This is a genomic window from Bartonella rochalimae ATCC BAA-1498 (assembly GCF_000706645.1).
Lineage (GTDB): Bacteria > Pseudomonadota > Alphaproteobacteria > Rhizobiales > Rhizobiaceae > Bartonella > Bartonella rochalimae.
In genome coordinates this window covers 339,225-354,895 of sequence record NZ_KL407338.1, presented here as the reverse complement: position 1 = coordinate 354,895, position 15,671 = coordinate 339,225, and the positions used below count along the sequence as shown (strand labels likewise).

Annotated in this window: 9 protein-coding genes and 1 tRNA gene; 7 read left to right on the top strand and 3 right to left on the bottom strand. The window is 33.6% G+C overall.

Annotation, left to right across the window (positions count from 1 at the left end; all coding sequences use genetic code 11):
- Window positions 1-81: 81 nt before the first annotated feature.
- Entirely contained in the window at window positions 82-2,442 is a 2,361-nt protein-coding gene (locus O99_RS06260) for a mechanosensitive ion channel family protein (RefSeq protein ID WP_035007304.1), read from the bottom strand.
- 609 nt (window positions 2,443-3,051) lie between these two features.
- Between O99_RS06260 and secD the strand changes: the two genes are divergently transcribed.
- From secD to O99_RS06245, 3 genes are all read left to right on the top strand, one after another.
- Window positions 3,052-5,562 (top strand): protein translocase subunit SecD, encoded by a 2,511-nt coding sequence (secD, locus tag O99_RS06255; RefSeq protein WP_035007302.1) that lies wholly within the window; start codon window positions 3,052-3,054, stop codon window positions 5,560-5,562.
- 107 nt (window positions 5,563-5,669) lie between these two features.
- Entirely contained in the window at window positions 5,670-7,424 is a 1,755-nt protein-coding gene (gene ybaL, locus O99_RS06250) for a YbaL family putative K(+) efflux transporter (protein WP_035007300.1), read from the top strand.
- Window positions 7,425-7,450: 26 nt separating this feature from the next.
- The gene (locus tag O99_RS06245) at window positions 7,451-8,404 is read left to right on the top strand and encodes a lysylphosphatidylglycerol synthase transmembrane domain-containing protein (RefSeq protein ID WP_035007298.1); all 954 of its coding nucleotides are present in this window, start codon (window positions 7,451-7,453) and stop codon (window positions 8,402-8,404) included.
- Window positions 8,405-8,628: 224 nt separating this feature from the next.
- Here the strand turns inward: O99_RS06245 and O99_RS06240 are convergent, their stop codons facing one another.
- Window positions 8,629-10,194 (bottom strand): TerC family protein, encoded by a 1,566-nt coding sequence (locus O99_RS06240; RefSeq protein WP_035007296.1) that lies wholly within the window; start codon window positions 10,192-10,194, stop codon window positions 8,629-8,631.
- Window positions 10,195-10,678: 484 nt separating this feature from the next.
- On the opposite strand from O99_RS06240, the gene O99_RS06235 reads away from it, so the two are divergent.
- The 4 genes from O99_RS06235 to pgsA all read left to right on the top strand — a co-directional run bounded on the left by O99_RS06235 (window position 10,679) and on the right by pgsA (window position 14,805).
- Window positions 10,679-10,754, top strand: a tRNA-Lys gene (locus O99_RS06235).
- A 415-nt stretch (window positions 10,755-11,169) separates the two neighbouring features.
- A complete protein-coding gene (locus O99_RS06230) occupies window positions 11,170-12,015 on the top strand; it encodes a 23S rRNA (adenine(2030)-N(6))-methyltransferase RlmJ (protein WP_035007294.1) in 846 nt (281 codons plus the stop codon).
- A 193-nt stretch (window positions 12,016-12,208) separates the two neighbouring features.
- The gene (gene uvrC, locus O99_RS06225) at window positions 12,209-14,152 is read left to right on the top strand and encodes an excinuclease ABC subunit UvrC (RefSeq protein WP_035007292.1); all 1,944 of its coding nucleotides are present in this window, start codon (window positions 12,209-12,211) and stop codon (window positions 14,150-14,152) included.
- A gap of 71 nt (window positions 14,153-14,223) precedes the next feature.
- Window positions 14,224-14,805 carry a CDP-diacylglycerol--glycerol-3-phosphate 3-phosphatidyltransferase gene (gene pgsA / locus O99_RS06220; protein ID WP_035007290.1) on the top strand — a complete coding sequence of 194 codons (582 nt, stop codon included), beginning with the start codon at window positions 14,224-14,226 and terminating at the stop codon, window positions 14,803-14,805.
- Between the two features lie 250 nt (window positions 14,806-15,055).
- Here the strand turns inward: pgsA and ndk are convergent, their stop codons facing one another.
- Window positions 15,056-15,478 (bottom strand): nucleoside-diphosphate kinase, encoded by a 423-nt coding sequence (gene ndk, locus O99_RS06215; protein WP_035007287.1) that lies wholly within the window; start codon window positions 15,476-15,478, stop codon window positions 15,056-15,058.
- Window positions 15,479-15,671: the final 193 nt, after the last annotated feature.

Sequence of the window (15,671 nt, the reverse complement as noted above, 5' to 3'; positions counted from 1 at the left end):
TCCCTTCAGAAAAACTATTACATCTCTGAGACAGTATTTTTCACCGTTGAGGGATCATCACAATAAAAATAAAGCCATATTTTAGCATTCCAAAATTCCTTCTTTCACAAAACGTTTATAAAGTACAAAACGAAGTGCATTAGTCACCTTAGATGTAGAAGTAATATTGGACACATAAACAGCTAAAGTAAATGAAAAATTCTTACTATCAAATGCTGTAAAACTTACCTGTGGTGCAGGATTTTTTAAAATTCCTTCTATTGTTGAAGCAACCTCTAATAACATTTCAACAACACGTTCTGGATCAACGTTAATCGCAACAGTGAGAGGTATATCAATCCTCCCCATTTTACTAGGACGGGTCCAATTACTCACATTATTATTAATAAGGCTTGAATTGGGAACAATAATTGTTTGTCGCTGAAATGTTTCAAGTTCTGTCGCGCGTACACTAATACGTTTTACAATACCATGTACTGATCCAACTTCTATATAGTCCCCCAATTTAAATGGCCGCCCAATTAAAATAATAAGACCAGACACAAAATTCTGGACAATGTTCTGCAAACCAAAACCAATACCAAGTGAAAGCCCACCAGCAATAAGCGCAAAATTTCTAACATTTAATCCTGCAATTGATAATCCTACTAAGGCTGATAAAGCAATACCAACATAATTTATGACCGTTTTGATAGAATTACGTACACCAGAATCGAACTCTCCACGCACCATTATTGTACTATCTAACCAACTAATAAATAAGCGGCTAACAAACAAACAAACAAAAAAGAAAATTATTCCTATGATAATAGAAATCAAAGAAATAGATATATTCCCAATTTGAATATTAGTCATTAATTGCCACAATATTGTTTTTATATCGGAATACGAAAAACCAAACTGCATAAAAATTGGCATTGCACAAAATACAATAACAACCAAATTGAAAAAAATACTGCTAACAATCCCCAATCGATTCATTGTTTTTTCTTCTAAATGAAACCTTTTCATCAAAGCACGGCCAACATTCGTTCTGATAAGCTCTCCTTCGTTTCCCATGGCATAAGCGCTTCGCATCCCCAAATACATCAACACTAAAAATGTACTACAGATCACAATCTGTTGCATAATAAAACGAGCAAAACCAATATAACCTAAGAAATTCATTACAATTAACAATAATCCAAGTGTCATCGGTAGAATACGTATACACAACAGCCAAGATGGAGTTTCCTCTCTTGTACTTTGGCGTCTAAATTGCAAAGGTATAAACGAGATAATAAACAACAAGACTCCTATAAGGAAAACAGCAATAAAACTTTTCGCAATAATCAAAGAAAAAGATGCTGATATCATTCGATAGATACTATCCAGAACTGTATCTAATGCAAACACCACACCTAAAAGAGTTATACAAACTATCAATTGATATGCTGCCAATGGTGTAACATTTAAAAGACGTATATGCGGTCTATACGGTGATAAAAGGATAACTGCTACACGATTCAACAAAAAGACCAATATAATTTGATGCCCAATCGTATGAAATACGTCTGTAAGTGTCCCTAAATTTAAACCAAAACTGCGAAATAAAAATAATGTCAGATAAACATAAATAGCACATACAAAAGAAGGCAGTAAAATTGAAATCAAAACAACCAATAAACGTTGTAGATAAGATACCTCATCATTTTCTTTGAAAACATCATACTTTACATACCCAATAAATTTACTAGAAAAATATGAAAGACCTAAGGTAACAATAAATGGAATAAAAAAAGCACAAAATAATTGTAGAGGTTTAAAATAAAATGCAAATTTCCACCAAGAATCAAAAAATAAAGTAACGTTTGAAAAGGCCTCTTTTGTTTTTTCAACAACCTCTTGAACCATTGACGTTGAAAATTTAACTTGTTTAAACATATATCCAAAAAGCTCTCGAGACTGAGAAATTGTAACTTTTACTATCTCATTTGCAGCTAAAAATATTGCCTCCAATTTATGAAGTGCATTATTAATTCTATTTTTTTGTTGTAGGATATCTGAGTATTTTTTTCTTTCGCTTCCGAAATTTTTTCGATTATCATCTAGTGCGTTCAACTGGTTCATAATCTCATTAATTTCATTAAGAGAAGTCCGCAAAACAAACGCTCCTGCCAAAGCTCGTTTACTGATATCTCGTGCTTGTAATCTCCATTTTGTCAAAAAATGTTCATTTTCTGGTTTGCTTTCTAAATTTGTTTGTAAAATTTTAATATCCTGTACAAGAGTATCAATAACCGTTTCTTGTTGTTGAATAATTCTATCCACTGATTGTAACTCTATTGACTGTACAACTATCGCAGTTGGCGATGTTAAAGCTCCCCATGCACAAAAACTAGAGAAAACATTGGTCAGAAAAATTAAGAAAAAAAGGAAGGTTCCATTTAAAAATGAATACATATTCATCCTCAGAATAAGCATTTATTAAGTACTCCCTTAAAATTATGATATTCAACAAACACTTCAGTTTTTTATCAAACAAGCTTATAAAACCTTTTCTCATCCAATAATACTGATAAAAAAGTAGATAAATTAAGTTAAAATCAACAATAGAAAAAAAAAACACTTAACTGTGTTTTTTTTTGCATTCATATTGCAAAAAAGAAATTCTTTTCCTTTATAATTTGTTTTTTTTATCCAATTCTAGCATTTTGGATAACGTTTAGTTCAAAAACCTATCTCTATCTAAACAACACACTGATTATAAAATTTTAAATAGTGCTCTTTTCTCAAAGAAACAGATATAATTAATTCCATTACAAAAGTCGTAAATAAAAAATTGTAATACCCTATAGATACCATAACTTAACAGCTGTACTTTTTTGAAGATATTAGTATTGAATGTGTTTTCAATTCCTGCCATAATTTTCCTATACAATTTTAAAACCTTCAAACACAAAATTTTAAATCAACATGCACCTTTCTCTCCTTGATCTATAAAAATAATTCTATTGTATTCTTCTTATCTCATTTTAATTATTTTAACGTATCTACTAATTGGAATATATCATGCGTACACCTGCCTGGCTGGCTACTCTTTATTGTTTTATTCTTTTAAGCAGCATCTACGTTGCCTTGCCTAACTTATTTTCGCAAGAACAAATCAAAAATTCAAAATTCCTACCGAATACCCATGTAACACTTGGACTTGACCTTCAGGGAGGATCTTCCCTCTTACTCGAAGTAGATACCAAAACATTAAAACGCGATCAGTTACACACAGTTTTAAGTAATGTACGTAAAAAACTGCGTGAAGCAAAAATTCAAACATCGAGTGTCCGTATCATTGAAGATAATATTGTCGTTGTTCTTTCTGATACCACGCAAAATAAAAAAGCCATTACTACCTTAGAAACATTAATTATGCCTATACACAATAGCTTTGGTACCACAGCTAGTGATATTGCAATCAACAATCAAAATGAAACTATTCGTGTGACATTAACTGAATCTGGCATAAATGATCGTGTTAGCAAAGCTATCGAGCAAAGTTTAGAAATTATTCGCCGCCGTATTGACCAAGTAGGTGTTACTGAACCTGCCATCCAAAAGGTAGGAACCAATCGTATTATGGTACAATTGCCTGGCCTACAAGATCCAAAACAATTACGTGATCTTCTAGGAACTACTGCTAAAATGACTTTTCATCTTGTACCTTCTAATATTGATATCAATAACCCACCTGTAGGTGTTTCAATTCTTTCTGGTTATACAGATGTAAATCAAAAATATGCAATTTATGACCAAATTGCTTTGGATGGAAATGTTCTTAAAGATGCGCGAGCAGGATTTGATCCGCAAATACCAGGACGCTCTATCATCTCATTCACTATGAATTCTATCGGTTCAAAAATATTTGCAGACATAACACGCCAACATATTAACCGTCCTTTTGCAATTGTTCTGGATAATAAAGTCTTAACTGCTCCCGTCATTAATAGTGTCATTCCTAATGGACAAGGACAAATTACAGGAAATTTTGATTCTAAAGAAGCCTCAACTCTTGCTGCGCTACTACGAGCTGGTGCTTTGCCCGCGCCATTAACCGTTATTGAAGAAAGAACGGTAGGCCCAAATCTTGGTGCTGATTCTATTAAAATGGGCCTGTATACAGGCATCATAGGTTTTATTCTCGTTACAGTCTTTATTTTTCTTTTATACGGCATCTGGGGTATTATTGCTGATATAGCGATAGCACTGCATACTATTTTGATATTTTCAGCTCTAAGCCTCCTTGGTGCAACACTAACCTTACCTGGCATTGCTGGTATTATTTTAGGTATTGGTATTGCTGTTGATGCCAATATTTTAATTAATGAACGTATTCGCGAAGAAAGTCAAAAAGGTATAAGTGCCTTTGCTGCTTTAGATCGTGGTTTTAAACAAGCTTTTGCAACTATCCTTGATGCCAATGTGACAGCTGTTATTGCAACTGTTTTACTATTTTGGTTTGGTACCGGCCCAGTTCGTGGTTTTGCTGTAACAATGTTGCTTGGCATCATTATATCGATGTTTACTGAAATCACCATAGTAAGAATTATGATGATTTGGGTAGTAAATAAATGGAAAATAAAAAAACTGCAGTTTCAATCTGTTTTCAATTTTATCCCTAAAAATACTACTTTTCGTTTCATGAACGCTCGTTTCATTGGTATTGGTATTTCAATTATTTTATCTCTATCTTCAATTTTTTTGTTTTTTAAACCTGGTTTAAACTTTGGAATTGATTTTGTTGGTGGCAGTCAAATGACCATTACAACAAAAACACCCGCAAATTTAGCAATTTTGCGTTCAAATCTTTCTGCTCTTAATATTGGTGAAGTTACACTACAAAATATTGATAACGAAAATACGATACTGATTCGTATACAGCAACAAAGTGGTGGAGAAATTCAACACACTATCGCTATTGATAAAGTCAAAAAAACTGTGCAAAGTATTTACCCAGATACAACATTCGATCAAACGGAAGTTGTTGGTCCTAAAATTTCAGGAGAGCTTGCTACAGCTGGTATTATTGCTGTTATTCTAGCAACAGTCGCTATGTCTCTCTATATCTGGTGGCGCTTTGAATGGTTTTTTGCTATTGGAGCAATAGTTACACTTATCCTTGATATTACAAAAATGGTTGGTTTTTTTGTTTTATTTCAATTTGATTTCAATTTAACAGCCATTGCTGCTCTTTTAACAATTGTTGGTTATTCAATTAATGATAAAGTTGTTGTATATGACCGAATGCGTGAAAATATGCGCCTTTATAAACAAACACCACTGCGTGAAATAATTGATCTTTCAATTAATCAGGTTTTTGTACGCTGTATTTTTACATCAACCACTACGATATTAGCTATGTTACCTATGGCTCTATGGGGAGGAAATACTGTTAATAATTTTGCATGGCCTATAGTCTTTGGCATTATTATTGCAACATCTTCTTCTATTTTTATTGCAGCTCCCATTTTATTATTATTAAATAATTGGTGCTATAAGAAGAATAAAAAAACAACTCAAATTATATAACTACCAATTAAAATAGCGCATTAATTTATATAATATGTTACTCTATTTCTTTTTTTAATTATAATCATTGTGACAACTATTTCTAAAGAAAGTACTACACTACAGTTATGCCTCACGATACGCCATTAATTACAACTATTGTTGCAGGTTTATGTTTAGCATTTATTTTCGGAATGATTGCTAATCGTTTGCGTATCTCTCCATTAGTAGGGTATCTATTAGCTGGTGTCATTGTGGGACCTAATATAGGTAGTTTTAAAGTAGATTCTGTTTTGATCAACCAACTTGCTGAAATCGGTGTTATTTTGCTAATGTTTGGTGTTGGCCTGCATTTTTCATTAAAAGATCTTTTATCTGTTAAAGCCATAGCTATTCCTGCAGCCATTACACAAATGGTATTTGCTACTTTTCTTGGTTTATGCCTCGGTTGGATTATAGGATGGCGATTTAGTGATGGTTTAGTATTTGGTTTAGCATTATCAACAGCAAGTACTGTGATCTTGCTGCGTGCTCTGCAAGAACGATGCCTAATTGAAACAGAAAAAGGACGTATTGCCGTTGGTTGGTTAATCATTGAAGATTTAGCTATGGTTCTAATACTAGTTCTTATACCTGCACTAGCAAACATCCTCGGTAGTACAAAAAAAGAACCAATCGGCCCTCTTGTTCAATGGTTCAACTTAAATGTCTGGGGCATTGTTGGTCTAACGATTTTAAAAGTCATCGTATTTGTTGCTCTAATGTTCATTATTGGAAGGCGTTTTATACCGTGGTTACTAAAAGTGAGTGCACAATCTGGCTCGCGTGAATTATTTCGTCTTAGTGTTTTTGCTATTGCATTAGGAGTAGCTTTTGGAGCCGCTCATTTATTTGGTGTTTCACTTTCTCTTGGTGCTTTTTTTGCAGGTATGATGATGAGTGAATCAGAATTAAGTCATCGTGCTGCAGAAGAATCTTTACCACTGCGCGATGCATTCTCAGTTCTTTTTTTTGTTTCTGTAGGGATGTTATTCGACCCTATGAAAATTCTAACCAACTTTTTTTCTTTTCTCGCAACCTTATCGATTATCATCATAGGAAAATCGGCTATTGCTTTTTTTATTGTTAAAGCTTTCCGCTATTCTAATGGAACAGCTTTAACTATTTCAGCTAGCCTAGCACAAATCGGAGAATTTTCTTTTATCCTTGCAGGACTAGGTTCAAACCTTGGACTTTTAAATAACAACGCTCGCGATTTAATTCTTGGAGGTGCAATCCTTTCTATCCTCCTCAATCCCCTTGTTTTTGTTGCTGTTGATAAAATTAAAAAATATCTAGAAAATTCTTCTGCTAACGCGCAAGATAAACAAACAATTATTAATATCGATCCTGAAGATTCCGACGAAGAAGCGCTACCAATTACTTCAAGAACTGATCATATTGTGATTATTGGTTATAGCTGTGTTGGAAAATACATAACACTATCTTTAATGGAAAGAGGTCAGCCGATTATAGTAGTTGAAGAATCAAAGCGTCTTGCTGATAAAGCAATAGCAAACGGAATCGAAACAATTTGTGGTAATATCATTAAAAAAGAAATTATTAATGCAGCCAATATTAGAGGTGCACGTAAGGTCGTTATTACAATGCGAAGCACTATTGAAGCAGGACAATGTATAGCAAACATACGCGATCTGAACAAAAACCTTCAAATAATTGCTCATGCACTATCTGAAACAGAAACATCTTATTTAATGGATTTAGGAGCGGATATTGTAGTAACGAATGACAAAGAAATCGCTAATAGTTTTATTGGGTATATAATTGGACAACAATCTGTAATGGATACGTCTAATAATGAATTAACTTTACAAAAAATGTAAATAAAAACAAAAACGGATAAAGAAGTATGAAACTACAGAAATTTATATGGCCATTGATTGGCATCTTAGCAATGTTGATATCGATTCGCATTCTTTATATAAAATTATCTACTATTTCGCTTAGTGCTGTATTAGAACGTCTTTCTAATTTAAGCACGCATCATTGGCTTTTAGCATGTCTTTGCTCATTCGTCGCTTATACAGCTCTCGCTGGTTATGATCGAATTGCCTTGCAACATCTTGGTCGTAAAATTTCTTGGATATTTATAGCTATATGTTCATTCACTACTTATGCACTTTCACATAATATCGGTGCATCAGTTTTTTCTGGTGCTGTTATACGTTATCGCGCTTATACAATAAAAGGACTCAGTGGAACAGAAATTGCTATATTAGTGGGTTTTTGTTCATTCACTTTTGTAATTGGTACAATCTTACTTTCTGGCATTGTTTTAATTTTACAACCAGAAATTATTACCCTCATTCACAATGATCTTCCTCAATGGTTAGGGAAGGTAATTGGTGTGATTTTACTTTCCTGTATAGCTCTTTATATTTTCGGTAGTTGGCTACAATTAAAACCTTTACGTATAAGCAAAAAAATTTATCTTTTTTATCCACGTCTTCAAATTGTTATTCGACAACTTATTATTGGCCCATTAGAGATTTTAGGAGCAGCAGGAATTATATATGCTGTACTACCACATAATGCTGATATTAATTTTATCTCTGTACTTGGTGTATTCCTTGCATCTTTCTCTATAACTCTTCTTTCCAATGCTCCTGCAGGAGGTATGGGAGTACTTGAAGCTTTATTTATAACAGGCATGCCTAATACAGACCCAACCGATGTTATCGCAGCACTTATAGCATTTAGAATGCTCTATTTGATCATACCACTTATCATTTCACTATTCTTTATAGCAATCTTTGAAACTAAACAATATTTAAAACGAATACAACAAACCCCGCCTGAATAAAAAATAATTTCTTCTTTTTTATACTATATTGATACAAGCTAATAGCTAAACTTAACTAATAAGATACCCACAGGAAAACTCGTTTAAAACTTAATCTGTTCCATATAATTAGTAATCTGCGATTATGATAATGGTTATATAATCGATGCAAATGATTTTTCTATTATATTGCAATATTGATTATAACTAAATTTGCTTCTCCATTGATTTCATTACCATGATAATTAGTCCTTCTCATGCACAACAATGGGAGAAATAAGAACTTTAGCGATATTCCGGCGATCCATTTCAATGACTTTAAAACATAAACCTTCTGCTTCAAAACTTTCCCCTTCATTTGGTAAATGCCCCAAACGCCAGAGCATAAACCCTGCAAGCGTAGTATAACGATCTGCTTCATCAACAAGATTACACTCAAGGTAACCGCTTAAACGACGAATATCAGCATATCCCTCAATAAGTAAGCTTCCGTCTTCGAGCTTTTCTGCCACAACAGATTCCTCATCATCAGGAAAATCACCTGCAATCGCCTCAAAAATATCTGTTGGTGTCGCAATACCTTTCAAAGATCCATGCTCATCAACAATAATCGCAATTTGAATTGGAGAATGGCGTAATTTCTCCATTAATCGTAAAACACCTGTATTCTCATGAACAACAAGTGGCTCACGCATAGCTTTTTGCCAATTAATCTTTTTACCTTCAGCTAGATTTAAAAGAAGGTCTTTCGTTAAAGCAACACCAACAAATTCATCTATTTTTTCACGTGCAAGAACTAAGCGACTATGCTTAACGCGTTGCAACTCTTCACGCATTTCATTTTCATTACCATTTAAATCTAACCATTCAATCTCATTACGTGGAGACATAATAGAACGCACAGGACGATCTGCTAAATCAAGGACACCACGAATCATTTCTTTTTCTTCTGGCCGAAAAATTTCTGAAGTAGCAGCTTGTTCAACAATGACGTCTACAGTTTCACTAAGATTTCCACCTTTTTTCCCACCTCCTAAAAGCCTCAAGACAGCATCAGCCGTCCGTTCACGTAGATCATTTGTTGTAATCATCTTTTCACGATTACGACGTCCAATTTGATTAAAAACTTCAATAACAACTGAAAAACCAATAGCAGCATACAAATAACCCTTGGGAATATGAAAACCAAAGCCCTCAACAATGAGAGTAAAACCAATCATCATCAAGAAACCAAGACACAAAATCACAATAGTGGGATGACGATTAATAAAACGCATAAGAGTTCCTGATCCCCACATCATCACCCCCATAGCGATAATAACCGCTATATACATAACCATTGTTTGGTCTTTAGCAATCATACCCGTTGCAGTGATAATACTATCAAGAGAAAACACTGCATCAAGCACAACAATTTGAATAACTACTTGCCAAAAAACAGCATAAATAACTCCTTTTTTTTGTGTATGCATCGTACCTTCTAGTCTTTCGTGTAATTCTAGTGTTCCTTTTGCTAATAAAAAAGCTCCACCACTAATCAAGATTAGGTTATGCCAACTAAATACAAAGGACGAAATAGAAAAAATTACCTTATCAAAACTCATTACCCAACCAATAACCGTGAGAAGACAAAGTCGCATCAATAATGCTAAAGTTAGACCTATAAAACACGCACGATCACGTAAATGTAACGGTAATTTTTCTGCTAAAATCGCAATAAAAATAAGATTATCTATGCCTAATACAATTTCGAGAAAAATTAATGTGGCCAAGCCAAACCACGCATGGGGATCAGTGATCCATTCCATCATAACTCACCATTTAAAAAGATCTTGAAAATTAAAAAGCTTAAATACATGTTGCGGATGAAAAAAATCATAAATTTTCATCCGCATAAGTCATCAATAATGTTGAATACAAATAAACTACATGGGAAAGTAAGTAGCTAAGTATATTCAAAGCAGTGCTTAAACTCTTATGATCGTTGAGAAAATATAACAATAACCCACACCACTTGTTACTACAAGAAGGCTCTCCTGAATCTTGCCCGGGCATTACGCTCGACAACCCTCCAATTATCGTTCTATATTGAGTAGAACATCTATTTATAGAATACCTTAATTAATAGGTTTATTTTTATAGAATATCAAGAGGAGAAGAATATTTTTTAACTTATAGCGTAACTATAAGCTCTCTTTATTTCATAGAAATAGATCAAAAACAACAAGGCTATCTAGACATCCTCTTTTTAGAGGATTATAGAGGGTTATTCATTTTTACCTCTTTTAAAATTGTGGGTGATTAGCTCAGATGGTAGAGCAGCTGACTCTTAATCAGCGGGTCGTGGGTTCAATTCCCTCATCACCCACCAATAAAGATAATTTATTAATAAAAAACATAAATAAAATTATAAAAATATACTGCCATTAGATTTAAGTATCTTTTCTGCTCACAATTGATTTACTTTAAATTCAGTGTACTCTTAAATCTAAAAAGTACTTTACCATTTATCTCTACAAAATATCCTGATATTAGAAGGACGTATTTAACTTACTCGAAAATATCAATAGTCCTCAAAATTTTTATCACTCTGAAAATTTTACTTTTACATTAAAGATTATAAAAATTTCACAATAAAATCCTAAATGCTGTTAAAACTTTAATAATCTTCATAGATTTCAAGGATTTAAATTTTTCTAAATCTTAAATCTTTTACTGGTATAAAAGTCATTGTTTACGTTAAAAAGAAGTTTGGTAAACAATCAGATATATGATAAAGTTTGCTAATGAATTATCGGCATATTTATCATGCTGGCAATTTTGCTGATGTCTTTAAACACATTATTGTCACACGTATCATAGAATATCTTAAGCGCAAAGAAAAAGCCTTTCGCGTTATAGATACGCATGCGGGTATTGGACTCTATGATCTTTCTTCTGTAGAAGCACATAAAACAGGAGAATGGCGTGAAGGCATCGGACGACTTCTATCGATTCCCATCCCCCAAGACTTAAAAGAGCTTCTTGCCCCATGGTATGATGTTATTTTTGCAATCAATAAAGGAACTAAAGAAATTGCATTCTATCCTGGATCACCTATTCTTATTCGCCAACTATTGCGTAAAAAAGATCGATTAACTGCAATTGAATTACACCGTGAAGATTACCAAATTTTAGCCAGCCACTTTTCTGGTGATTACCAAACAAAAATTCTGCACTTAAATGGTTGGCTTTCTTTAAATTCCCATCTACCACCAAAAGAAAAGCGTGGACTTATTTTCATTGATCCCTGTTTTGAACAACCAGGAGAATTTTCTCGCTTCATTGAAGGAATAGTGAAAGCATATCGACGTTTTTCTGGAGGAGTATATGCTTTATGGTACCCTGTTAAATATAATAAAGAAATTGAACTTTTTCTTCATGCACTTCATAAAACAGAAATTCCAAAAATTTTACAGCTCGAGATGCGTATTGGGAAAAGCGTATCCCCACCTAAAATGAATGGTAGTGGCATGATTCTTATTAATCCTCCTTATCTTCTTGAAGACGAAATAAAAAAAATCGCTCCTTTCCTTATCAATCATCTTGGAAGAGATGAGCATGCACATATTATACAAAAATGGCTTTCATAGAACTCACCTATTCTTTAGTATTTTTAATAAAAATACACACTAAAAATTATCAATTCCGATACCATAAATAGAAAAAACAGCAATTCATAAACAAAGCGCTTGACTAGAAACAATCATTTCATATCTCACAAATATAAAATAGTTTCAGGTAAATTAATGAGCTTAGAAAAGCATATACTCCGCTATACAAAAAATGAAGAAAAATTCCCTTTTTCATCTTGATATTATATGGCATGATGCTCATAAAAAAAATGAGAATAATCAATTTAAAGGTGTTGCACTCATCCAATATTTTGTCAAAAATCTCCCTCATAAACCAGGGGTTTATCGGATGCTCAATGAAAATGGTGATATTCTCTATATTGGCAAAGCACGAAACCTCAAAAAACGTGTTTCACATTATACCCGTGAACATGGACACAATGACCGTATTACACGTATGATTCGTGAAACAAATCATATGGAATTTGTCGTTACCCATACAGAAACAGAAGCACTCCTTTTAGAAGCTAATTTAATTAAAAGATTACAACCACGTTTTAATGTTTTACTGCGTGATGACAAAACTTTACCTTATATCATTATCACGGACGATCACCGAGCACCTGCACTATATAAACACCATGGTGCCCGAACACGAAAAGCTCATTATTTTGGTCCTTTTGCTTCTTCGGAAGCGGTTACGCAAACAATCAATGTTCTACAACGCGCCTTTTTATTACGAACCTGCACTGATTCAGTTCTTGAAAACTGTACACGGCCTTGTTTGCTTTATCAAATTAAACGCTGCTCAGCTCCTTGTACACATGAAATTAGCAGTAGTGATTATTTACAACTTGTCAAAAAAGCAAAAGCTTTTCTTTCAGGAAAAAGTCAATCAGTTAAAAATGATATGGTTCAAGCTATGCATAAAGCTGCAGAAAATCTTGATTTTGAGCGTGCTATAACCTATCGTGACCGCTTATCAGCTCTTTCTCACATACAAAGCCATCAAAGTATTAATCCTCAAACTGTAAAAGAAGCAGATGTTTTTGCAATTGCACAACAAGAAGGAATGACTTGTATTCAAGTATTTTTTTTCCGTATGGGGCAAAATTGGGGAAATCGTTCCTATTTTCCAAAAGCAGATCCCTCTTTTTCCAGCTCCGAAATTCTAGCAAGTTTTCTTATACAGTTTTATGATAATAAGCCAATTCCAAAGCTTATTCTTTTATCTAATACAATTGACGAAGAAATACTCCTCACTGAAGCATTAAGCCTGAAAGCAAACCACAAAATATCTCTATCTTTACCAAAACAAGGAGAACGCAAAGCTCTCGTGAATCATGCTTACACAAATGCCTATGAAGCACTCCAACGCAAGCTTTCTGAAACATCAGCACATAAAAAATTCCTTTGTAATATCGTTAAAACATTTCAACTATCCCATACTCCACGCCGTATAGAAGTCTATGATAACTCACATCTTATGGGAACTAATGCAGTTGGCGTAATGATTGTTGTTGACCAAACAGGTTTTGTCAAAAATCAATATCGTAAATTCAATATTTGCTCGACCGATATCAAACCTGGTAATGATCTTGGTATGATGAAAGAAGTAATTGAAAGAAGATTTTTACGCCTTCTTAAAACATATGGTTTACCTAACAAAAATAAAAATATTGGCTATGAAGATTCTTATCCTCTATGGCCTGATCTTATCTTAATTGATGGAGGGCAAGAACAAATAAATATTACTAATACAGTATTATCTGAATTAGGTTTAGATGATTTTATCACAGTAATTGGCATAGCTAAAGGTCCTGACCGGAAAGCTGGTCTAGAACGTTTTTTTATGAAAGGAAAGCAACCTTTTACACTTCCCCCACATGATCCTATTCTTTATTTTCTACAACGCCTACGCGATGAAGCACACCGTTTCGCAATTGGAACTCATAAAGCAAAACGAAAAAAAGAAACATTCAAAAATCCACTTGATGAAATTGAAAACATAGGCCCTACGAGAAAGCGTGCTTTGCTTAACTATTTCGGAAGCTCTAAAGCAGTTTCCAGAGCATCTATTGAAGACTTAACAAAAGTTACAGGCATTTCTAAAGAAATTGCGTACAAAATTCATAATTATTTTAATAAAAAATAAGGCTTGTTTCATAAGCTTTGCCTTGTTACTTTTATACAATATTTTATACTCTAAAAACTGAAAATTGCTCTATGAAAAATCATACTTTTTCTTTTCCTAATATTCTAACTTATGCACGAATCATTGCTGTACCATTGGTTGTAGCGTGCTTTTTCTTAGAAGGTCGCCTACAATCAAGTGATATTGCTCGTTGGATTGCTGTTTCTATTTTTATTATTGCATCTATTACTGACTTTTTGGATGGCTATCTTGCTCGTATTTGGCAACAAACCTCTAATATTGGCCGCATGTTGGATCCAATTGCAGATAAACTTCTCGTCTCTGCCTGCCTACTCTTACTTGCTGCAGAAAGTACTATCGCCGGCTGGTCACTTTGGGCAGCGATTATTATTCTTTGCCGAGAAATTCTTGTCTCTGGACTACGTGAATATTTAGCTGAGTTAAAAGTGAGTGTTCCCGTCTCTCGTTTTGCAAAATGGAAAACTTTTGTACAAATGATAGCTATTATATTACTCTTAGCAGGTCCGGCTGGTAATAAAATAATTCCTTACACAACAGAATTCGGCATTACTATGCTATGGATTGCAGCTCTGCTTACATTATGGACAGGATGGGATTATTTCTGCGCCGGTTTGAAACATGTTATCACATAAAAAAAATAAACGGCGAGATTACAATACATGAATAAAGGCTCATTATCCTAAATAATAAGACATTTACTATTGCTTAAGCTGATACAGAGAACATTTGGAAAATAATGCAAATATATAATTAAAATCTAATAGACTAGAAAAATACCTTTTTAGACATAGCCATACCAACATGTTCTTTTGAAAGTAATAATTTTACTCGAAAAGTCCCTCAATATATTTCGGGACTTTTCATTTGCTAAATAGTCTTTTGTTAACCAACAATTTCAATGTCAGAAAACCAATAAGCTATCTCCATTTTCGCAGACTCAGCACTATCTGAACCATGAACAGAATTTTCACCAATCGATAAAGCATGCACTTTACGAATTGTTCCTTCCTGTGCATCAATAGGATTTGTGGCTCCCATAATTTCACGATTTTTAATGATTGCATTTTCTCCTTCTAAAACCTGCACAACAGTTGGACCAGAAGACATAAATGTTACCAACTCTTCAAAAAATGGACGCCCTTTATGGATTGCATAAAATCCCTCTGCTTGCTGTCGACTCATCCACACGCGCTTAGATGCGATAATATGCAATCCGCCATCTTCAAGCATTTTTGTAATTGCCCCCGTCAAATTACGGCGCGTTGCATCTGGTTTAATCATCGATAAAGTGCGTTCTACAGCCATTTGGTTATCTACCTTTCTTTCATTTAAAAACTATCTTCACTTCTCTATAACAAGTAAAGAACTTTCTACCAAGTAACGGTAAGAAAATCTGTATTAATTTTCAATTATATAATTCTTTTTGAGATCGTAACCTTCATATAATAAAAATATTAGTAGTAATTTATCCTAATAACCATATCATCATTTTTCCTTC